This window comes from Chengkuizengella sediminis (assembly GCF_010078385.1).
Taxonomy (GTDB): Bacteria; Bacillota; Bacilli; order Paenibacillales; family KCTC-33759; genus Chengkuizengella; species Chengkuizengella sediminis.
The window spans coordinates 189,321-211,054 of the sequence record NZ_SIJC01000005.1 but is presented as its reverse complement, the minus strand read 5'-3'; the positions used below and the strand labels follow the sequence as shown (position 1 = coordinate 211,054).

Below are 21,734 nucleotides of genomic sequence, written 5' to 3'. Positions count from 1 at the left end.
AGTGGAGGGGATTTTCGTGATTCAAGTGAAACAAATTAATCATCAATTTAAAATAGGAAAAAAGAAAAGAAAAACAATTGTACCTGTTTTAAACAATGTTAACTTTCATATTAAACAAGGAGAAATCGTAACGATTGTAGGGAAGAGTGGGTCTGGAAAATCAACTTTATTAAATTTATTAAGTGGATATATCCGACCGACTAATGGAGAAATCTTTATTAAAGATCAAAACGTCACTGGGTTGAGTGAAGGAGAGTGGGCTGATTTTCGAATTCAGAATTTAGGGTTTATTTTTCAAAGTTTCCAACTGATTCCGAGTATGACAGCTTATCAAAATATCGAACTTCCTTTGATTTTAAAAGGGGCTAGTAAGGTTGCAAGGAAACAGCAAACATTGGACATGTTAGCGATGGTTGGCTTATCTGATTATGCTGATTTTTATCCAAGTGAGTTATCAGGTGGTCAGCAGCAACGTGTTAGCATTGCTAGAGCATTAATCGTAAAACCACCTATTATTTTAGCTGATGAACCTACAGGTAGTTTAGATAGTGAAAATGAACAGGAATTATTAAATTTCATTCAAAAACTTAATCAAGATTTAAACATTACATTTTTAATTATTACACATGACGATCAGGTGGCAGCCATTGGACATCGCACGCTTCTCATCAAAGATGGAAAACTACAGGAGGAAAAAGCTTATGAAGTTCATAGATAAAATTCGTTTTGTAAGACAAAATATGAAGAAAAATCGAATGCGTGTTTTTATGACCGTTTTGGCTACTGCAATTGGGTGTGCATTTTTAATTATGTTAGCATCTGTAGGGTTTGGTTTGCAAAAAAGTATCATTACAGATCTTACGGAAGGTAAAGTTTTAAATGAAATTTATATTCATGGAAAAGAAGATCAAAGCACTGAGAATAAGTCATTTATGAACGATGAAGATATAGAGTACTTTGAATCTATTGATGATGTAAAGGCTGTTACAAGATTACAATATTTACATTACAGTCAAGAAGCGGTTGTAAGTATAGAAGATTACAAAATTCAACCAAGAGTAGCTGTTTCTTATTTTCCAGCAGAAGTTGAAATGGGAATGGAATTAAGTGAAGGAAGGCTCCCTTCCACTGATAATGAAATACTTGTGGGTTATAATTTTAAAGAATATTTGGAGAAACCCTCAGAGGATACTAATGAACCTAAGGTAAGTTATGAAGAAGAATTAATAGGACAAAACTTACAATTAAAAATAAGAAAATTTGATCAGACAGGGAATATTGAATACAAAACAATTCCCCTAAAAGTTGTGGGTATTAAAGAAAAGTTGGCAAATGAGTTTGATAAGGATACAAATATCACAATATCTGATGCTCTATTCCAGCAAATTGAAGAGTTCACACAAACGAAAAAAGGAGAAGTTTTATTTCAAGAAATAGAATATGAAGAAGATTATTTAGTGGGTGTACAATTAAATGGAGAGAGACTATATGATAGAGTTTCTGTTTATACACAAAATGTAGAGCAAGTGAAAGGCGTAAGTGAAGAAATAAGAGAAAAGGGATATATTAATACTTCTGTAACTGATCAAATTCAAGAGATTAATGCATTATTTTTAGTCATGAAAATAGGTTTAATTTTTGTAGGTACGATTGCTTTGATTATTGCATCCATCGGAATATTTAATACGATGACTATGGCAGTCACCGAAAGATCATCAGATATAGGGATCATGAAAGCGATAGGAGCTCATCCCTCTACAATCAGACAGATCTTCTTAATTGAGAGCAGTTATATAGGAATTTTAGGTGCATTGATAGGTACTGTTAGTGCATTTGTTTTAAGTAAGGCAGTTAACTTAGGATTACCATTTCTTATTGAAACGATGTCAGAAGAAACTTCACCTGAAGGATTGATGTTCTCATACATCCCATTGTCCTTAGTTGTGATTTCAGCTTCAATTAGTATTCTAGTAGCCGTTTTCTCAGGATGGAGACCTGCGAAAAAAGCAACATCAGTAGATGTATTAAAAGCCATGCGCAGGGATATATAACTATTTTCCCTAAAGCAGTTATGGAGATAGGTTAGAAACGCGAACGGAAAAATATAGAAAATATAGAAAATATATAAAATAATATAAAAGCACCCTAACGGGTGCTTTTATATTTATACAAACATCAATATATAAGTGTATATTTATGCAAATACTCTCAAAATGTGATAGATGTCACTTTTTGTTTAATGGTAAGGTTTTACAAGTTTGAATTCTTAAAAAGTATCAACCCAGATAGATAAATATTTATTTATTTGTAGTGAATTTTTATTTTTGCCCTAATCCATTTATATATATTTTTTCAAATTTTTTTGAAAACAAAGTAACTTTTTTCTTTTTCATGTAAGTTAAAAAGTCTATCTTTAAATGATGAAAGTGCTTACATTATAAGGGTTTATTCATAAAAAACAACTTATATTTATCCTGTTATACTACACGTTATAATCTGTTATATATCAAGACATGTGGCAATGATACAGTATAAAGACTGTTTTTTTATATATAAAACATAATTGTTGCCATAATTTCAACGTCCTGTTATTATAAAATTAATAGATGCATATTTATTTATTTGATCGATAACTAATCATTGAAAATGATGAACATGATGATATAAGAGAAAGGGGATAAATGGATGAGTTCACTTCCAAAAGTTAACGAATTAGGTTTTTTTGAAATTCGTTTGGAGTCCATAGGGGGATTAGGTGCTAACTTAGCAGGAAAAATGCTAGCAGAAGCAGGCGTTGTTGGTGCTGGTTTTAATGGAGTAAGCTTTTCATCTTATGGATCAGAGAAAAAGGGTTCACCTGTAAAAGCCCACATTCGCTTTTGCGATATAAATGCAAATATTCGTGATACTACACCAGTTGAGAGACCACATGTTGTAGGTGTATTTCACGAAGCTCTTTCCAAAACAATTAACGTAACCAGTGGTATTTATAAAGACAGCATTGTCTTAGTTAATTCCAATAAAGCACCTGATCAGTTAAAAGAAAACATGAATATGTTAGGCGGAACTATAGCTGTGATTGATGCAACAGGGATAGCACTTGAAGAGAAAAATCGAGTAAATATGGCTATGCTTGGTGGATTATTCAGGTTATGTGAGTTTCTTGACCCACAAATCATGCGTGATGTCATCGAAAAATCCTTGGGTAAAAAGTACCCACAGGCAGTTGCACCAGCTATCCGTACTTTTGATCGTGGTTATAATGAGGTGAAGTTCAAAACTATTAAATTAGCTGAAGGCGAGAAAATGCCTGAGTTTAAACGAAGTGATGAATCGGTTTTAGGGTATGAAACTCAACCAATGGGTGGTATGATCACGAACCCTGGGAATAGCATTTTGAAGGATTTAAGTATTTCGAGATCAGGTATGTTACCACATTTTGACGAAAATACATGTATTCATTGTGCATCTTGTGATAATGTCTGTCCTGATTATTGTTTTGTATGGGATGAGCAGCCTGACAAAAAAGGAAGACCTCAAATGTTTTTACAAGGTATAGATTACCAATATTGCAAAGGGTGTTTAAAATGTGTAACTGCATGCCCGACGGAAGCATTATCTTCTGCTCGTGAAGAAGAGGGTTATTCTGATAAACATAGAGTCCCTCATGTGTTTAACCTTGCTAAATAAATTTGAATAGTGAAGAGGTGAGATTCAAATGGCGATAGAAATGAGTAATGAAAAAACAAAAGGAAAAGTAGAACAACGAGTGGTGTACGAATCTGGTAACGAGATGGCAGCCTATGCTGCACACCAGATTAATTATCATATCATGGGATACTTCCCAATCTCCCCATCAACGGAGGTTGCGCAATATTTAGACTTAATGAAAACAAGTGGACAGCATGACATCGTTCTAATTCCAGCGGATGGTGAACATGGTTCAGCAGGTGTATGTTACGGAGCTTCTACAGCTGGAGGACGTGTATTTAACGCAACGAGTGCGAACGGATATTTATATATGTTGGAGCAAATGCCAGTGCAATCTGGAACCCGACTACCAATGGTTTTGAATTTAGTCTGTCGTTCTGTTTCAGGACCACTTAATATTCATGGAGATCATTCGGATCTATATTATGCTTTAAATACAGGTTGGCCAATTTTAATGTGTAGTGATCCTCAAGCCGTTTATGATATGAATATCATTGCTCTAAAACTTGCTGAAGACCCTGAAGTGCGTTTACCCGTTATAGTTGCACAGGATGGTTTCTTCACTTCACATCAAAAACGTCGTGTAATGACGATGAAAGATCGTTCAGATGTGCTTGATTTTGTTGGAGAAAACCCTCCAGAAGGATATCCAGATACCTTGGATCGTAATAATCCTATTACCGTAGGACCATACATGAATGAGCCAGATTATATTAATAACTGTTATCAGCAATCCGAAGCGATTTATAGAGCTGAAGATGTCTTTGACCGCATTCAAAAAGAATATTCTGAATTAACGGGTCGTGAATATCCTATATTAAACTTATATCGTATGGAAGATGCAGAAGTAGCTGTATTTCTTATGAACTCCTCATCTGAAATTGTAAAAGATGTAGTTGACCAATTACGTGAAAAAGGAATCAAAGCAGGTTCTATTGCACCTAATATAATTAGACCATTTCCGCAAAAACAAATTGCAGAGGCATTAAAAAATGTGAAAGCAATCACAGTTGGTGACCGCGCGGACTCTTATGGAGCACACGGTGGTAATATGGTAATGGAAATTAAAGCGGCATTATTTACTTATGGGAATACAACAACTAAAGTGATCAGTCGTATTTATGGATTAGGCGGAAAAGATTTTTATGCTGAAGATGGGCACGAATTCTTCCAGCTTGCGATTGATGCTGTAGAAAAAGATAAAGTAGAAGTACCTTTTGATTATCATGGTCATACACCTGGAAATCCAGATAAAGCACCTAAACGTGTACTCGAGCCTATGAAATATGAGGATTTAAATACAGGTCTTATTAAGGTAACGGAGGATGAGGAAGCTGGTAAGTTAAAGGTTCGAATTCCACCATTACGTCAATTAACAAAAAAACCAAAACGAATTGCTTCTGGCCATGGAGCATGTCCTGGCTGTGGTATATTCTCTGGATTAGAATTATTCTTTAAAGGAATTGAAGGGGACATCGTTGCATTGTTCCATACAGGTTGTGCGATGGTTGTAACGACTGGATATCCTTATTCAGCTCATAAAGCAACTTACATTCATAATCTATTCCAAAATGGGGCTGCAACGTTATCAGGTGTTGTTGAGATGTTCTGGGAGCGTAAACGTAGAGGAGAACTTGATCATTTAGGTTTACAAGATGATTTCACCTTTGTAATGATCACTGGTGACGGTGGTATGGATATTGGTATGGGACCAGCGATTGGTGCCGCATTACGTAATCATAAAATGATTATTTTAGAGTATGATAATGAAGGTTATATGAATACTGGAGCGCAATTATCTTATTCTACTCCTTTAGGGCATAGAACATCTACTTCAAACGTAGGTAAACATCAAGGTGGTAAATTATTCCACCACAAAGATACTGCTCAAATTATGGCAGCTACAAATATTCCTTATGTGTTTACTGGATCAGAAGCTTATCCTCAAGACTTGGTAAAGAAAGCTGCAAAAGCACAGTGGTATGCTCAAAATGAAGGGTTAGTTTATGGTAAAATATTAATTACTTGTCCATTAAACTGGTTGTCTGAGGAAAAAGAAGGAGCAACCATCATAGATGCAGCAGTCGGTTCATGTTTCTTTCCTCTGTACGAGATTGAGAGAGGCATCACAACAATTACGTTCGATCCCGAAGCAAAAAACAAACGGATTCCATTGTCTGATTGGTTAAAAACTATGGGTAAAACGAAACATATGACAAAACCAGAATACGAAACTGCATATAAATCCTTTGAAGATGAAGTTGATCGCCGTTGGCAGAAACTTAAAGCTAAACACGAAAACCCTTATTTATAAACAAATTCATTGTTTCATAACTGTGATTATGATCACACAGTAGTTTAAGAGGTATAATAGGGTTTTGGAAATAAATATTCTTCAGGGCACAATCATAATAAAGATTGTGCTCTTTTACATTCGATTTAGAAGTTCATTAGTTATAAATTTAGGAGGAATGGGATATGCCTTTTGTATTAAAACATAGGGAGAGTTCACAGATTTTCACCTGCAATTTAATTAATATTTATCAGCTTCCTTATTACGGTACAAAATTTTGGGATACGTTCAAAGAAGCAGAAGAGGAAGCTCCTACATTTCTAGAACAACATCAAGTAAATGATTCTGAACTATGGAAAGTGTTAGAAGCAAGTGAGCAGAAATTGAAAGTCTTTAATGTAAAATTAAATAACAACAGCTCTAACTTACTATTTATTGATGAAAAATCAAATTCGCCATATGTAAAAAATAAAAAGGACGAATAGGTTTTGAAACAGTATAAAAAATTGATAATTGCGAACGCTACAATAGAAGTTTGCATGACTATGAAAATCCTTAAATTTGACACACTTAGGTATAAAACCTATTTTATTAGCTATTTTATTAGCTATTTTATTAGACTATTTACCCTACAAGGGGTGGTAGATGTAAGTGATAATTGTATAAAAAGTTTATTATTGGTAATTATTTAACGCAATGCCACTGTAATTAACTAAAATTAGCTTGGAGATTACAATAAACTATGCTATATATATTCTTAGATACCTTATGTTGTACTGATCATGGTATAAAATAAAAAAGGGGTTTCTATTCTGGCGAATAAATACATACTACTTTGTCAGGCGAAAAAAAGAAGGGGGATAAAAAGAAATGAAAAAGAATTTTATGTTGAAGTCACTAATTTTGATTCTAGTGTTCTCTATGGCACTAATTGGGTGTGCTCAAGAGTCAGAACCAACAAAGGAACCAAAAGAGGAACCTGTAGCAGATGAACCATTAGAGAATGAAGTAAGAGTTGGTATGGTAACTGATGTTGGTGGGGTTAATGACAATTCCTTTAACCAAAGTGCTTGGGAAGGTTTAGAACGCTTAGGAGAAGCTGGAGCTGAAGTAAACTATATAGAAAGCCAAGGCGAAGGGGATTTTGAGCCAAACTTAAATGAATTCGTAAACGGCGGATGGGATCTAACTTGGGGTATTGGATTTTTAATGGGTGATGCTATTGGAGCGATTGCAGAGCAAAATCCTGAATCTAATTTTGGTATCATTGATGCAGTAGTTGATGCTCCAAATGTAGTGTCTACTGTTTTTAAAGAACATGAAGGTTCTTTCCTAGTGGGTGTTGTTGCAGCAATGACAACAAAAACGAACAAAATTGGTTTCGTAGGTGGAATGGACATTCCAGTAATCAAGAAGTTTGAAACTGGTTTCGTTGAAGGTGTAAAAGCTGTTAACCCAGATCTTGAAGTTGTAGTTGAATATACAGGTTCATTTACGGATGCTGGTTTAGGAAAAGCATCAGCAGCTACGATGTATGACAATGACGTTGATGTTATATTCCACGCAGCAGGTGGCGTAGGTGACGGAGTATTTGGTGAAGCAAATGAACGTTCTGGTGTTTGGGTAATTGGAGTAGATAAAGACCAATCCATTACTTTTGGTAATGAAGTTACATTAACTTCAATGATGAAATATGTGGATCAAGCTGTATATCAAGTATCTAGAGATTATTCTGAGGGGAATTTCGAAGGTGGAATTAGAGAGCTTGGTTTAGCGGAAAATGGTGTTGGTTTACCATCTGAAAATCCAAATATCTCTGAAGAAATTATGAATGCAGTAAATGATTATAAAGAAAAAATCATTAATGGTGAGATTGTAGTCCCTTCTGGTATTGAATAAAAAATATTTGATTTAGGTGATGAAGGTGAATAAAGAAAACATAGCAGTAGAAATGAGAGGGATTACCAAAAGATTTCCTGGTATCGTAGCAAATGATTCCATTAGCTTTAAAGTGAAACATGGTGAAATCCATGCTCTACTTGGAGAAAATGGTGCGGGAAAATCTACTTTGATGAATGTTTTATTTGGCCTTTATCAGCCAGAAGAGGGAGATATATTAATCAACGGCAACAAAGTTGTAATAACAAACCCTAATATGGCAAATGAATTGGGTATAGGAATGGTTCACCAGCATTTTATGCTGGTTGAACCATTTACAGTTGCTCAAAATATAATTTTAGGCATCGAACCCAAAAATGGTCTTATCATTAATCAAAGTAAAGCAATTAAGAAAATAAATGAAATATCAGAACAATATGGCTTAGACGTTGACCCTCATGCTAAGATCAAAGATATTTCAGTAGGTATGCAGCAGAGAGTTGAGATATTGAAAACGTTATATCGCGGAGCAGATATTTTAATCTTTGATGAACCATCAGCTGTTTTAACACCTCAAGAAATTGTGGAGTTAATGAATATTTTTAGAAATCTAATTAAAGAGGGAAAAACGATTATTTTAATCACTCATAAACTGAAAGAGATCATGGAAGTTGCTGATAATGTGACGATTATTAGACGAGGGAAGGTTATCGATAGCGTATCCGTTGAAACTACAAACCCAGATGAACTTGCTGCAAAAATGGTTGGACGTAAGGTAAGTTTTTCAGTAGAAAAAAACCAGGCTCAGATTAAAGATAAGATTCTCTCCGTAGAAAAAGTTAATGCTAAGAATACCAGGGGCTTACCAGCTTTAAATGAACTTTCTTTGGAAATTCATGCTGGTGAAATACTAGGGATTGCAGGTGTTGACGGCAATGGTCAAAGTGAGTTGATAGAAGTATTAACTGGATTAAGAAAAGTAACTTCTGGAGAAATTACGTTACATGGTTCCAGTCTGCAAACGCTTAATCCGAGACAAATATCGGAGGAAAAAGTCGGACATATTCCTGAGGATCGTCATAAAAGAGGTTTAGTGCTTGATTTTTCTATGAGTGAAAATATGGTATTGAAAAATTATTATCATCCTCGATTTAATAAAAATGGATTCCTTAAATTTGATGAAATTGATCAGTATTCAATTGATTTAATTGAACAGTTTGACGTTCGTACACCGAGTCATAAAACGCCAGCAAGGGCGTTGTCCGGTGGTAATCAACAAAAGGCAATTATTGCACGGGAAATTGACAGTGATCCAGATTTATTGATTGCGGGTCAACCAACAAGAGGGTTAGACGTAGGTGCGATTGAATTTATTCATAAAAAGTTAATCGAACAACGCGATAATGGAAAAGCTGTTTTGTTAATCTCATTGGAATTAGATGAATTATTAAATGTATCTGATCGAATTGCAGTTATTTATGAAGGAAACATCGTTGGCATCGTAGATCCAAAAGAAACGAATGAACAAGAACTAGGATTGATGATGTCAGGAGGAAAAATAAACCAAAGAGGTAAAGAACAATGAAAACATTATCACGTTGGTTATTAAAAGAGTCGATTATCATTCCTCTTATTTCAGTGTTTGCTGGGCTTATAATAGGGGCCATTATTATGTTATTTGGTGGTTATAACCCGTTTGAAGCTTATCAAGCTTTATTTAATAAAGCATTTGGTAATGTTTATGGAATTGGGGAGACAATTCGAACGATCACTCCGCTTATATTTACTGGACTAGCTGTTGCTTTTGCATTTAGGACTGGACTTTTCAATATAGGTGCAGAGGGACAGTTTATTATGGGTTCTCTCGCTGCAGCATACGTAGGCATTATGCTTGATCTTCCAGCGATCATTCATATGCCGTTAGCCGTTATTGTCGGAGGTATCGTTGGTGGTTTATGGGGAGGCATTGCTGGTTTTCTGAAAGCCTCTAGAGGAGTTCATGAAGTTATCACTACCATTATGTTGAACTGGATTGCTTTATATTTATCAAATTATTTAATTCGTGTACATTTGTTAGAAAAAGGTCAACAGAAATCAGAAACACTTGCTCAAAGTTCTTGGTTATCTTTTTCATTTTTGACTGACATGTTTAATAATGCACGTGTACATTTTGGATTTTTAATTGCACTTCTTTGTGCGGTTGTGTTTTATGTGATATTACAGAAAATGAAACAGGGATACGAGCTGCGTTCTGTAGGTCTAAATCCACATGCAGCCGAATATGCAGGAATTAATGTAAAAGGGAATATCATGAAGGCAATGGTTATTAGCGGAATGTTCGCAGGACTAGGCGGTGCTGTAGAAGTACTTGGTGTGACTCATAGTGTGATTATATTGCCAGCCTTCCAGGGTTATGGTTTTGATGGAATTGCTGTCGCATTATTAGGTGGGAACGCTGCGTTTGGTTCAGTCGTCGGTGCATTTTTATTAGGGACTTTAACCTTTGGAGCTACTGGGATGAAACTTGGAGCTGGCGTACCATTTGAAATAATCAATATTGTCATTGCGCTTGTCATTTACTTTGTAGCGGCAAGGTTAATTTTTAAAAAGCTAATGAATGCATTGAATGTGAATAAACAGGAGGAACAATAACATGGAATGGCTAAAATTGATTGTTGATCTTACGCACAATACTATAGTTTTTTCTACGGCTTTAGTATTTGCAGCCATAGGAGGCATGTTTTCTGAACGTTCCGGAGTAGTTAACATTGCGTTAGAAGGGCTTATGATCATAGGAGCTTTTACAGGTGCAGTGGTTACCTTTTTTGTGGATCAAGCCTTAGGAGGTAGCATTATCTCACCATGGATCGGTTTTATTAGTGCGATAGTTGCGGGTATTATCTTTTCCTTGCCACATGCGGTTGCATCTATCAGATATCGTGCAGATCAAGTTGTTAGCGGTATTGCACTGAACTTTTTAGCAATTGGAGTAGCTATTTACTTTACTAAAGTTTTATTTAATGGTTCTGCGCAAACTAAAACTTTAAAAGCTTCTTTTGATAAATGGGAGATACCATTTCTTGCAGATCTCCCAGCCGTAGGCGCACTTTTTAGAGCTTACCCTACCAGCATCATTATGTTATTCGTTGTTATTATCTCTTATGTGGTTTTATTTAAAACACCATTTGGTTTGAGATTGAGAGCTGTTGGTGAGCATCCTAAAGCTGCTGATACGATGGGGATTAATGTTTTCCGCACTCGTTATATTGCGGTGATGATTAGCGGAGCTTTAGCAGCGATGGGTGGTGCAACTCTTGTATTAACTACAACAAATAACTTTACTCATAGTACGATATCTGGACAAGGTTTTATCGCATTAGCTGCGCTCATTTTTGGTAAGTGGCATCCAACGAAAACGATGTTTGCTGCATTATTTTTTGGAATGGCAACAGCATTAAGATCAGTGCTGCAGCAATCGGGTGTTACAGACTATGTTCCAGTTGATTTTATACTTATACTTCCTTATGTTCTTACGATATTAGTCTTAGCAGGATTAATTGGACGTGCAGATGCACCATCTGCTTTAGGTAAACCTTACGAACTAGGAAGTCGATAGTACAGGAAGTTAATATTTAGAAACATATAGGCGGAGTATTTACATTGATGTAAATACTCCGCCTATTTATTTAACCAGTCCAGTCCAACTAACAACTGAAACATTTAAACCTAATATTCCTTTTCCTGAAAAAGTCTTAAATAATTACTCTTCCCTTTTAAATACAACAAGGCTCTCAACTCTTTGTAAACGAATGTACTCATTATGTTTTAAATCTAATCGGAAGAAACCATAAAGGTAGGCTGCTTCTATAAAAGAAAGTCCAGGATAACAAACTATAGCTTCATGTGTATAAGGATTATCCATTATCACTTGCCATTCTCCAGTACGACTCTTTAATGGAATCTGTTTCAATACTTCATTTTTATATTGCATAATTTGTTCTAGCTGAGTCCAGATGTTCACCCAAGAAGGACTATACTCTTTCGGATTCGGGAATATGGACTTTGCTTTATTAAGCAATTCTGTAGCTTCAGAAACATTTGTGTCATCATAAGTTTTAAGCTGCTCTTTCATCCAATATAAAAAATGACTAAAACCGGAATATCCTTTTTCTTTCATTTGCTCACTAACAAAATCATATTCAGAATTAGATTTTGCTGTTTCAAACATTTCAATTAAATTTTTTTCCGCTATTTTCACGTTCTCACCCATGTTCATAAGTATTTTTATATAAAATGATATATGAAATGCATAAAAAAGCAAGTGTTTTTCAATCATAAGTATAAGAAAATCTTTCGTTGATGATTTTCGAGTCCCTCTATAACGGTAGATTTTTATGAGTAAGAAAGTATGACAAAATTTAATTTTACTATCCAAAAAAGCCGTCCAAAGTGGACGACTTGATCGTTAATATCTTAGTCTTAGTTTATGAAGAGACAGGAGATAAAAATTGTTGAGTCCAATAATGTCTGTAGTTGCTATTTGAGCCATAATAATACCCAACACCGATTTGAGTATAGTTGCTTGATAATATATTTGCTCTGTGACCAGAACTGTTCATCCATCCATTCACTACCTGTTTTGGAGTGTTTTGCCCAGCAGCAATGTTTTCTGCTGCTGCACGATAATTCAAACCAAAGGATTTCATCATATCAAATGGTGATCCGTAAGTTGGGGAAGTATGATCAAAATATTGATTAATCAACATATCCTTAGATTTAATATTAGCAACATTACTTATATTGGCATTTAAAGCTAATGGTGTTAATCTGTTATTTACTCTTTGTTCATTTGTTAAAAAAAATACTTCAAATTCAAATTCATCTGGAATATATGTATCACTTTGAATATATTCATATTGTTGGAAGCTGGATTCTTTCGATGTTAAGCTTTCACCCTTTTCCATGATGACTGTTGAAAGATTCTCATCCCACAAAACCTCATAACCAAATGCTTCTCCCGCTGCTCTTAAAGGTATCAAAGTTCGACTGCCTATTGATTTAGCCGTTGTATCAATTTTAGAAATTTTACTCTTTGACCCAGAGTTTTGATCCATTTGATGAACAAATTTAGAATCAATTTTCATAATCACTTGTTTTTGTTCATTTCCTCTATGTAATGTTGAAGTGATGGTTTCCGAATTGTTATCCCAATCTACTTTTGCTCCTATTTTTTCAAAAACACCTCGAAGTGGAATTAATACTCTATTCCCATCAATAATAGGTTCTGAATCTGGAAAATTCACTTTTTCCCCATCTACAACGACTGAGATATTCGTGGCTGCAAGTGAAGACGAAGGCATGATTAATGAAGACAATAATAATATTATGAGTACAAACTTAAACTTTTTAATCATCTTGTAAACTCCTATTCATGTTTTTATTATAGGAACATACATAATATTTGATTAGATAATGTATCTTTGTTCATCTCAAAATGATATTATCAAAATATACCAAGATGATATAGGTTTCCGATTCGGTGATATCTCGCTAAATTGTTATGTAATTGAATATGATAAGGTTATAAATCAATCTTTATGTATGTTTAACTATATAACTAGTATAACATGCGTAATAGTAAAATGAAGTTGCAACTAACTTGTAAAATATAGAATCAATATACATATTATAGATTTCAATTCAGGATTTTGAAAAAAAGTAATAAGTACTATTTATTTTATTAAAAAAGGATCAATTAGGAAGGAGTTCAGAGAAATGAAGACAGAGATTTTGTCACTTCAATCAAAGGGTTCATTTTTTCATGTGAAATGCTGGTTACCTGATGAAGAACCAAAAGCAGTAGTTCAAATTTCTCATGGGATGGCCGAACACATTGACAGGTATGATCGTTTTGCTAAAACACTGGTTAATGAAGGCTATGCTGTTTTTGGGAATGATCATCGAGGTCATGGAAAAACAGCAGTTACAAAAGAAGATCTAGGATTTTTTGCTGAGAAAGATGGATGGAAGCTCGTAGTAGAAGATATGTATTCTTTAAATTTGATGATTAAAGAAAAATATCCGGACTTACCTGTTTTTATTTTTGGACATAGTATGGGTTCTTTTTTAACTAGAAGATATATTCAACTGTACGGTGAAGAATTAGATGGAGTAATTTTGTCTGGAAGTGGGGGAGATGGAGGATTATTAGGTAAACTAGGAGTGCATATTGTTAAATATGAGGTGAAAAGAAAGGGAGCACGCGGAAGAAGCCCAAGAATGAATAAACTAATTTTTGGCAAATTTAATAAAAACTTTCATCCAAATCGGACAGAATTTGATTGGATTTCAAGAGATGAAAATGAAGTTGATAAATACGTTGAAGACCCTTTCACAGGTGGTGTATGTACAGCCAGTTTTTATTATGATATGTTATCCGGAGTGCAAGAATTGCATAAGTTGGAGAATATTCAAAAGACTCCTAAGAATTTGCCAATATATTTTCTAAGTGGTGATAAGGATCCAGTGGGTAACTTTGGCAAGGATATAAAAAAAGTGGTTAGTTTATATCAAAATTCAGGTGTAAAAGATATTTCTTATAAATTATATAAAGATGCCAGACATGAATTATTGAATGAATTGAATTTTGATGAAGTGACTCATGATATAAGATCCTGGTTACAGGAAAGATTAAACAAAATGGATACTTAATAACATGAATTAAAAAAGGATGAATTAGTATAAAAATAAAGACTATGATGATGTGTGTATTGTTATTTTTATAAATTAAACGAGGTGATTTGTAATGCCTAAAGTTCAACTTGGAATAACAGAGGGAAAACTAGCAGAGTGTCCAAAATCTCCGAATTGTGTGTCGACTCAGACAGTGGATGAATCCAAGAAAATGGAGCCAATTCCATATACAATTTCAAATGAAAAAGCAATGGAAAAAATGAAAAAAGTAATAAAAGAAATGCCTAGAACGAATATAGTTAGTGAGGATAATATTTACTTACATGTAACCTTCACAACAAAATTATTTCGTTTTGTAGACGATGTTGAATTCTACCTTGATGAACACGAGAAGGTGATTCACTACCGTTCAGCTTCACGAACTGGCTATTCTGATATGGGCGTGAATCGAAAACGTATGATTGAAATATCGAAAAGATTTCTTGTTTAAATGAGAATTTAATGGTGAAAAAAAGCCCCTTTGTTCATTCATTATTAAGGTTACGGGGGCTCAAAATTATTTATTATGTTTTTTGTTCCCATAGTTTATATAACGCTTGAGTACCTCGATCTTCTTCTCCTTGATTAGCTAGCTTATCGTATAATTTTTTTGCTAGTTCGAGCCCCGGCATTTCCATTCCCATAGACGATGCTTCCTCTAGTGCAATCCCCATATCTTTAATAAAATGTTTTACAAAAAAACCAGGTTCAAAATCCTCTTTGATGATTCTTGGAGCTAGATTGCTTAGTGACCAACTCCCTGCTGCTCCAGCAGAAATACTTTGCAATACTTTTTCAGGATCAAGTCCAGCAGTTTGCGCATATGCAACTGATTCACAAATCCCAATCATATTAGTGGCAATAGCAATTTGATTACACATTTTTGTATGTTGTCCTGCTCCTGCTTCTCCTTGAAGGGTAATGTTTACTCCCAATTTTTCAAGTATCGGTTTACAAACTTCAAAGGCTTGAGATTCTCCTCCTACCATAATGGTTAAACGAGCTTCTCTTGCTCCAATATCACCGCCAGAAACAGGTGCATCTAAAGAAAACATGTCCTTTTCCTTAGCAATTTGAGCTATTTTTTGAGCTAAAGTAGGTGTAGATGTTGTCATGTCGATTAGATAAGTTCCTTTATTAGCATTAGAAATAATTCCATTAGAACCTAAATAAATGGATTCTACATCTTGGGGATATCCAATCATTGTGATTATCACATTGGCTTGCTTAGCTAGTTCTGTCACTGAGTTTTTCCATACTGCACCTTGAGTTATGAGATCAGTTGCTTTATCTTTCGTTCGAGTATAAATATGTAAGTTATATCCAGCTTTCAACAAATGACCTGCCATGCTTTTTCCCATCACGCCAATGCCAATAAATCCGATCGTTATATTGCTTTTTTCAATGTTCATTGCTTCACCTTTTTCTACATATAAGTTTAAAATTTATATTAATTTGTATAAGTATATTCTTAAACTATATTTTTGACAAGATTATTTACTTTTTAAAATCATAAAAGAGTTTGCCGAACCGATGGTTTTTTTTTGTTAGTTTGGTTATCTATATTTGTAGATAGAACCCATAAAAAATTATTATACTCAAGGATCCAACAAACTCTATACACCATCATATGTTAGGAACGTCCTCTTTGTATAATTGTTTCGCCTATTAAAAGCTTTTAAAGTGAAAAATGGTGAAAATGACCAATTTTTTAAAGCATCATGGAGATAGTGAGGGGGTGGAAATGGGGGAAAAGGTCGAGCAGGTGATTGTCATTGAAAATTAGAATGATGAATTATAGGAAAAAAGCTCAGAGTAAACTGAGCTATAAAACGATACAGTGTGAGATGTAAAATAACGATATTTATTGTAGATTGATTAACTCACTTGTTTTCTCTTTTGGATAGGATGCAATAAAAGTGCGAAGATGATTGTAACAGAAACAAATACAATGGAAACTACAATAGGTTCTAATACAAATGTCCCAAATATATTAAAGACTTTAAAGTCTAGGAAAAACTGATCTACTTGCATCATATAAATGTAACCATACCGAAAGAAGTTTTCTAAAGCACTAATTCCAAAAGAGGATAAAATCATCGGAACAAAAAAAATAATGCTACAGATAATGATGGATTGCATAGAGTTTTTACTTAAGGATGAAATCAATATAATACAGATGGCGAATCCGATTGAAAACAAAACAGAGAATTTATCTCTGAATCCATCTAAATAAGTTAATGCTCAGGATATCCAGTAATTTTTTGAATAGATTCATATAATGGAGTTAATTTTTTATACATCTTTTGATAAACTTGGCTATAAAGTTCGTCGTATATTTTCACGTTTTCCTTCATGGGTTCAAAAACCTGAGCCTTTTTTGTCATTTCTTTCACCGCTGTTTCAATATTTGGATGAAGTCCAGCTCCTGCTGCAGCTAAGATGGCTGCCCCTAAACCAGATGCTTCACTAATTGCTGGTCTGATTGCAGGTAAATGAAATACGTCTGCTGTAATTTGCATCATTTTATCACTGTTTGAACCCCCGCCGCATACGATCAATTCTGTCATGGGCACTTTTGTACGTTTTTCAATTCTTTCTCGACCTTCACGTATCGAATAAGCTAAGCCTTCAAGAAGAGCTCTATAAAAGTGTCCTTTCGTATGAACTCCACCGAAACCAATGATAGCACCTTTTGCATCAGGACGAGGATATCTTATGCCAGGTGACCAGAATGGTTGGAGTACCAGTCCCAAAGATCCTGGCGGAATATCTGAGACTAGATCATCTAGTATTTCCTCTGCAGGTACTCCTAAATTACTGGCTAGTTGTAACTCCTCGTTAGCAAATTGTTCTTTGAACCATGAAACCATCCAAAACCCACGGAAGGTTTGTACTTCAAGATTATATTCTCCTGGTGATGCACTTGGATAAGGGGGAATGAGTTTAATAGGTTCAAGGTACTTTTTCGAGTTTACATTGATGGTTGCTGTAGTACCATAACCAATGCTTCCTTGGTGTGGTAACAAACAACCTGTACCAAGTACTTCACATGCTTTATCTGTAGCTCCTGCAATCACAGGTAGTCCCTCAGGTATACCTGTTTGTTTAGCTGCTTCTTTCGTAATCACACCTAGCTGCTCACCTGGTTGAACTAGATTTGGCAACATCTGTTCCTTGACAGGAATTGCCTTCCATTTCCAGTGTGATTTTTTAGACCAAGCTAGTTTTTTATAATCAAATGGAAGATATCCAACTTGACTTCCGATAGAATCAACAATTTCATCTGTTAATTTATAATTAATGTATCCTGAAATCATCAAATAGTGGGAAGTTTTTTCCCAAATTTCTGGCTGAAATTCCTTGAGCCAATTGGCTTCCGCTTCTGCTTGAAGGTAATGTAATGTTTTATTAAGACCTGCTAGATGAAATAAGAGTTGCCAAGCTCCACCCACTTTTGGTAATTTTGTCGATCTACGTTGATCTAACCATAATATAGCAGAACGTAAAGGATTCTTTTCGGCATCAAGATTTACCATTGTTCCTCTTTGCGTTGTGATACTTACTGAAACAATAGAGTCTTTTTTTACTTTACCTTGACTAAATAGTTTTTCTGAGGACTCAGCCACACACTTCCAATAATACTCTGGATGCTGCTCAGCCCAACCAGATTCAGGAGAAAAATATGCAGGACTGAAAATCACTCTGGCAAAATCTATAAGATGACCTTTCCCATCAAATACAAGTGTTCGTACACTTTGAGTTCCAATATCTATTGTTAAAACGCTTTCATTCATGGATTGAATCCCCCTTTTTTATATCCCTAATCCTCCTCTGTGATAGAAGAGGGATAACCCCTAGATTGTAACATAAACTCTTTTTAATTATGTGGGCATACTTATTAGGTCATTTTAGTATTAAATCAGGACTGTAGTTATTTTTCCATATTTTATGGTAACGAGTTATTTCATCATTCCAATGTTCCTCATCCCAGTTTAGCACAGGTTGAATCTCTTCTTTTAAACGATTTATTATTTCTCTTCCTCCAGAAGGTAATAACATACCAATACGTACTCTTCGCAGTAATAGATCATCTAAATGAGAAATAGATTCATGTCGTGCTGCCCATCGAAGCTCTGACCATAATATATTCGTACTAGGTATAAATTCACAACCATTTTCTTCAATTTCTTCTATAAAACTATCCCATCTATTTCCGTAACGTCCGTATAACCGACGTGTCATAGATTCCCCTAAATGGGACTGGAGTATTGTATGATCTGTCATATTTTGTTGTGTATCCTGGATTTTATTATGATATTCATTAATATGGGTTATTTGTGGTTTTATTTTATCTAAGACTTCACGAGATAATAAATCGAAGGTGGTTAATTTCCCACCTGTTACTGTTAACAAACCGTGTTCTTCCCATATACAATGATCTCTTGATTCTTTAGAGGGATCTTTTTTGCCTGTATGAATGACTGGTCTTACACCAGCAAATGTTGATAAAATATCTTCAGCTTTTAGTTGAAACGAAGGAAACATATCATTAAGGGCTTCTAACAAGTATTTTCCTTCTTCAAAACTTATACTCGGTTCTACATTTAGAGAATCTTTATGATCAATATCTGTTGTTCCAACTAAGGTAACACCTTCCCATGGTAGTGCATAAATATAACGTCCATCTTCTGGATGCGTGAAGCTGATAGCCTGCGCTAGTGGTAGACGCCAATTCGGGATAATCAAGTGACTTCCACGTAAGGGACGCATTTTTGGTGTCTCACCTACCTGAGCTCGGAGTTGATCTACCCAGACCCCAGTTGCATTCACAACTATTTTCCCAAATACTTCTTTTGTTTTATTTGACATTATATCTTTCACTGTGACTCCGCGCACATGACCATTTTGATCTCGACATAGTTCTTCCACTGAGCAATAGTTTATTGCAGTGCCCCCTAGTAACTCTCCATCTTTTAACACTCTTAATACGAGCCTTGCATCATCTGTCCTTGCATCATAATATTGTAAACCTGTGCTTAGACCTGTTTGTTTAATTCCTGGCGCCATTTTGCTTATGTTCTCAGGATCATAACTACGATGATTTTTTCGATGTGCCATCATGTCATACAGGGTTAATCCTGCTTTTAACAAAATAGGGTCAAATCGATTTTCCTCATAAAAAGGCATTAAAATTCCAAGAGGCTCTACAAGACCATCACATTCACTGAGTAACTTTTCTCTTTCATGAACGGAATGCCAGGTGGTTTTCAATTGCCCTTGTTTTAAATAACGTAAACCACCATGTACTAGTTTACCTGAACGACTGGATGTTCCCCATGCAAAATCTTTTTTTTCTAAAAGTAAACAGCGGAGACCTTGACTAGCTGCTTTTCTCAAAATTCCGGCCCCAGTAATTCCTCCACCAATCACGATGACATCCCATGGTTCACTTAATTGATCCCAGACTTCTTCGCGGTTATTCATAATTAACACTCCTTTCGACTTATTATATTAGCTTATCGTTATTCATCCTTTGTTCAGGATCAAGCGTATGACAAAGAGAACGAATCATTTCCATGCCTAATTTCGTTTTTTCATTTTCAAGGTATTGTCGATGATCAGCTCCAACTCCGTGTTGATGACTTATCGTTCCACCATGTTTTACGATCGCTTCACTTGCAGCTTTTTTTAGTTTTTCCCAGCGACGTTTCGTTTCAGCGGGGTTATTACCTACACGGAAAAGATAGGTCGTATAAATGCTAGAGCCGTGTGGATAAATATGAGAGAGGTGAGTATAAGCAAATACATTTTCATTCATATCTTGTAACCCTTCTCTTAAAGCACTTTCTATGGATTGAACCGTTTCTGGCACTCTATTCCATGTTGTTGCTGTTTCTAATGTATCTACTGCATAACCTTCGTTCCATAAACTGTTGCGTAAATATGGAGAACGAAAGCGGTTTTTCACCCATTGATGCCCTGGTTTGGTACCTACAAGAACACCTTTGTATTTTTTAATAATACTTTGGGCTTGAATCAGTGAGGATCTCACACTTTTTTTACTTCCAGTAACCCCATAAACAAGCATACATTTTTGTTCATTTACACCGTTCATTTTCAACCATTTATCTAACAAAGCGAGTACTTTGCTTTCTCCTGCCATAGTTAAAGTAGAGATCGTTTCTTCTGGTAAGCTTAAGCGCATCATTGAAAGAGGAATACCGTATTGTGCAATTTGTCTAATGGCAGCCATGCCTTGCTCAGGAGTTGGGAAGAAAGCTGAATAAAACTGTTCCTTTTCTGGTAAGGGAGATATTTTAACTGTTGCTTTAGTAACTATGCCTAATCTACCTTCAGAGCCTAAAACAAATTCACGTAAATTAGGTCCTGCGGCCGATGCTGGTAAATTTGATATTTCTAAACTACCAACGGGTGTTTCCATTTCTCCACCAACAAATAGTTGTTCAATTCTCCCATATTTTAATGATTGTTGTCCTGCTGAACGTGTGACAATCCAACCCCCGAGAGTGGAATACTCAAATGACTGAGGAAAGTGTCCTAAAGTAAATCCTTTAGCTTGTAATGCTGCCTCGAGATCAGGTCCTTTAATACCTGCTTGAAATTGAGCAAGGCACCCGTCTTCATCTAAATCAAGTAATTTATTCATTCTACTTACATCTACTGTGATAGTAGGTTTGTCTCCTTCGAGTGCTGCTAAATGACCTACAACACTCGTACCTCCACCATAAGGAACAATATGTGCATCTATTTTTTTTGCAAATTGAAGCAACTCTCGCACTTCTTGTTCATTTAAAGGAAACGCTACACCATCAGGATAAGTTGGTATTGTGCCACTTCGAATGGCATTCCAGTCACCAAAACTTTGCCCAGCAGCATGACGAAGTCTTTCCAGTGGATCCGTGTTTATAAGATGATGTTCAGGTAAACGTGATGCAGGTACATTGTTAAGCGCTTTTTCTAATGATATATCTTTTGGTTTTTTACCAGGACCTAATTCATTTTCTAAAAATTTTTTTGCTGATTCAGGCAACTCAACATTTACAGATTCATCGCCCCAGCCATTCCATCTTCTCAATTTAATTCCCCCTTGGTTAAT

18 protein-coding genes are annotated in these 21,734 nt (G+C 35.2%); 11 read left to right on the top strand and 7 right to left on the bottom strand.

The features are described 5' to 3' along the window. Positions 1 to 16: 16 nt before the first annotated feature. The 9 genes from EPK97_RS12380 (at position 17) to EPK97_RS12340 (ending at position 11,498) form a co-directional block, all read left to right on the top strand. Positions 17 to 718, top strand: coding sequence for an ATP-binding cassette domain-containing protein (locus tag EPK97_RS12380; protein ID WP_162036934.1), 702 nt, complete (start codon positions 17 to 19; stop codon positions 716 to 718). Further along, a complete protein-coding gene (locus EPK97_RS12375) occupies positions 702 to 2,051 on the top strand; it encodes an ABC transporter permease (RefSeq protein WP_162036933.1) in 1,350 nt (449 codons plus the stop codon). Before EPK97_RS12380 ends, EPK97_RS12375 begins: the two co-directional genes overlap by 17 nt. A 634-nt stretch (positions 2,052 to 2,685) precedes the next feature. After that, positions 2,686 to 3,690, top strand: a complete 1,005-nt coding sequence (locus EPK97_RS12370; protein ID WP_162036932.1) for a 2-oxoacid:acceptor oxidoreductase family protein — start codon at positions 2,686 to 2,688, stop codon at positions 3,688 to 3,690. Positions 3,691 to 3,718: 28 nt separating this feature from the next. Next, a complete protein-coding gene (locus tag EPK97_RS12365) occupies positions 3,719 to 6,025 on the top strand; it encodes a thiamine pyrophosphate-dependent enzyme (RefSeq protein ID WP_162036931.1) in 2,307 nt (768 codons plus the stop codon). A gap of 164 nt (positions 6,026 to 6,189) precedes the next feature. Beyond that, the gene (locus EPK97_RS12360) at positions 6,190 to 6,489 is read left to right on the top strand and encodes a hypothetical protein (RefSeq protein WP_162036930.1); all 300 of its coding nucleotides are present in this window, start codon (positions 6,190 to 6,192) and stop codon (positions 6,487 to 6,489) included. A 385-nt stretch (positions 6,490 to 6,874) separates the two neighbouring features. Next, positions 6,875 to 7,903 carry a BMP family lipoprotein gene (locus tag EPK97_RS12355; RefSeq protein WP_162036929.1) on the top strand — a complete coding sequence of 343 codons (1,029 nt, stop codon included), beginning with the start codon at positions 6,875 to 6,877 and terminating at the stop codon, positions 7,901 to 7,903. A gap of 25 nt (positions 7,904 to 7,928) precedes the next feature. Then, complete coding sequence (locus tag EPK97_RS12350; protein ID WP_420826793.1) at positions 7,929 to 9,467, top strand: ABC transporter ATP-binding protein; 1,539 nt, start codon at positions 7,929 to 7,931, stop codon at positions 9,465 to 9,467. Next, positions 9,464 to 10,534, top strand: a complete 1,071-nt coding sequence (locus tag EPK97_RS12345; protein WP_162036927.1) for an ABC transporter permease — start codon at positions 9,464 to 9,466, stop codon at positions 10,532 to 10,534. The genes EPK97_RS12350 and EPK97_RS12345 overlap by 4 nt, the downstream gene beginning before the upstream one ends. Position 10,535: 1 nt before the next feature. Next, the gene (locus tag EPK97_RS12340) at positions 10,536 to 11,498 is read left to right on the top strand and encodes an ABC transporter permease (RefSeq protein WP_162036926.1); all 963 of its coding nucleotides are present in this window, start codon (positions 10,536 to 10,538) and stop codon (positions 11,496 to 11,498) included. 144 nt (positions 11,499 to 11,642) lie between these two features. Here EPK97_RS12340 and EPK97_RS12335 read toward each other — a convergent pair whose 3' ends face one another. Together EPK97_RS12335 and EPK97_RS12330 are read right to left on the bottom strand one after the other, a co-directional pair. Further along, positions 11,643 to 12,140 (bottom strand): hypothetical protein, encoded by a 498-nt coding sequence (locus EPK97_RS12335; RefSeq protein WP_162036925.1) that lies wholly within the window; start codon positions 12,138 to 12,140, stop codon positions 11,643 to 11,645. A gap of 226 nt (positions 12,141 to 12,366) precedes the next feature. Then, positions 12,367 to 13,296 (bottom strand): stalk domain-containing protein, encoded by a 930-nt coding sequence (locus EPK97_RS12330; protein ID WP_162036924.1) that lies wholly within the window; start codon positions 13,294 to 13,296, stop codon positions 12,367 to 12,369. Positions 13,297 to 13,657: 361 nt separating this feature from the next. On the opposite strand from EPK97_RS12330, the gene EPK97_RS12325 reads away from it, so the two are divergent. Continuing rightward, complete coding sequence (locus EPK97_RS12325) at positions 13,658 to 14,593, top strand: alpha/beta hydrolase (protein ID WP_162036923.1); 936 nt, start codon at positions 13,658 to 13,660, stop codon at positions 14,591 to 14,593. A 94-nt stretch (positions 14,594 to 14,687) separates the two neighbouring features. Then, positions 14,688 to 15,065 carry a DUF1499 domain-containing protein gene (locus tag EPK97_RS12320; RefSeq protein WP_162036922.1) on the top strand — a complete coding sequence of 126 codons (378 nt, stop codon included), beginning with the start codon at positions 14,688 to 14,690 and terminating at the stop codon, positions 15,063 to 15,065. A gap of 73 nt (positions 15,066 to 15,138) precedes the next feature. Here EPK97_RS12320 and EPK97_RS12315 read toward each other — a convergent pair whose 3' ends face one another. The 5 genes from EPK97_RS12315 to EPK97_RS12295 all read right to left on the bottom strand — a co-directional run bounded on the left by EPK97_RS12315 (position 15,139) and on the right by EPK97_RS12295 (position 21,713). Next, complete coding sequence (locus EPK97_RS12315; protein ID WP_162036921.1) at positions 15,139 to 16,026, bottom strand: NAD(P)-dependent oxidoreductase; 888 nt, start codon at positions 16,024 to 16,026, stop codon at positions 15,139 to 15,141. Positions 16,027 to 16,492: 466 nt separating this feature from the next. Continuing rightward, positions 16,493 to 16,816 carry a hypothetical protein gene (locus EPK97_RS12310; protein ID WP_162036920.1) on the bottom strand — a complete coding sequence of 108 codons (324 nt, stop codon included), beginning with the start codon at positions 16,814 to 16,816 and terminating at the stop codon, positions 16,493 to 16,495. A 35-nt stretch (positions 16,817 to 16,851) separates the two neighbouring features. Next, positions 16,852 to 18,411: an FGGY-family carbohydrate kinase gene (locus tag EPK97_RS12305; protein WP_162036919.1), complete on the bottom strand. Its 1,560-nt coding sequence runs from the start codon at positions 18,409 to 18,411 to the stop codon at positions 16,852 to 16,854. Positions 18,412 to 18,520: 109 nt separating this feature from the next. Next, positions 18,521 to 20,101 (bottom strand): glycerol-3-phosphate dehydrogenase/oxidase, encoded by a 1,581-nt coding sequence (locus tag EPK97_RS12300; protein WP_162036918.1) that lies wholly within the window; start codon positions 20,099 to 20,101, stop codon positions 18,521 to 18,523. 22 nt (positions 20,102 to 20,123) lie between these two features. Further along, on the bottom strand, positions 20,124 to 21,713 hold the full coding sequence (locus EPK97_RS12295; RefSeq protein ID WP_162036917.1) for an FAD-binding oxidoreductase: 1,590 nt from the start codon (positions 21,711 to 21,713) through the stop codon (positions 20,124 to 20,126). Positions 21,714 to 21,734 lie beyond the last annotated feature (21 nt).

Coding starts and splice junctions, on each gene's coding strand:
- EPK97_RS12345 (WP_162036927.1), top strand. CDS start 9,464: ATGAAAACATTATCACGTTGGTTATTAAAAGAGTCGATTATCATTCCT.
- EPK97_RS12315 (WP_162036921.1), bottom strand. CDS start 16,026: ATGAACATTGAAAAAAGCAATATAACGATCGGATTTATTGGCATTGGC.
- EPK97_RS12340 (WP_162036926.1), top strand. CDS start 10,536: ATGGAATGGCTAAAATTGATTGTTGATCTTACGCACAATACTATAGTT.
- EPK97_RS12375 (WP_162036933.1), top strand. CDS start 702: ATGAAGTTCATAGATAAAATTCGTTTTGTAAGACAAAATATGAAGAAA.
- EPK97_RS12320 (WP_162036922.1), top strand. CDS start 14,688: ATGCCTAAAGTTCAACTTGGAATAACAGAGGGAAAACTAGCAGAGTGT.
- EPK97_RS12365 (WP_162036931.1), top strand. CDS start 3,719: ATGGCGATAGAAATGAGTAATGAAAAAACAAAAGGAAAAGTAGAACAA.
- EPK97_RS12300 (WP_162036918.1), bottom strand. CDS start 20,101: ATGAATAACCGCGAAGAAGTCTGGGATCAATTAAGTGAACCATGGGAT.
- EPK97_RS12305 (WP_162036919.1), bottom strand. CDS start 18,411: ATGAATGAAAGCGTTTTAACAATAGATATTGGAACTCAAAGTGTACGA.
- EPK97_RS12330 (WP_162036924.1), bottom strand. CDS start 13,296: ATGATTAAAAAGTTTAAGTTTGTACTCATAATATTATTATTGTCTTCA.
- EPK97_RS12370 (WP_162036932.1), top strand. CDS start 2,686: ATGAGTTCACTTCCAAAAGTTAACGAATTAGGTTTTTTTGAAATTCGT.
- EPK97_RS12360 (WP_162036930.1), top strand. CDS start 6,190: ATGCCTTTTGTATTAAAACATAGGGAGAGTTCACAGATTTTCACCTGC.
- EPK97_RS12325 (WP_162036923.1), top strand. CDS start 13,658: ATGAAGACAGAGATTTTGTCACTTCAATCAAAGGGTTCATTTTTTCAT.
- EPK97_RS12355 (WP_162036929.1), top strand. CDS start 6,875: ATGAAAAAGAATTTTATGTTGAAGTCACTAATTTTGATTCTAGTGTTC.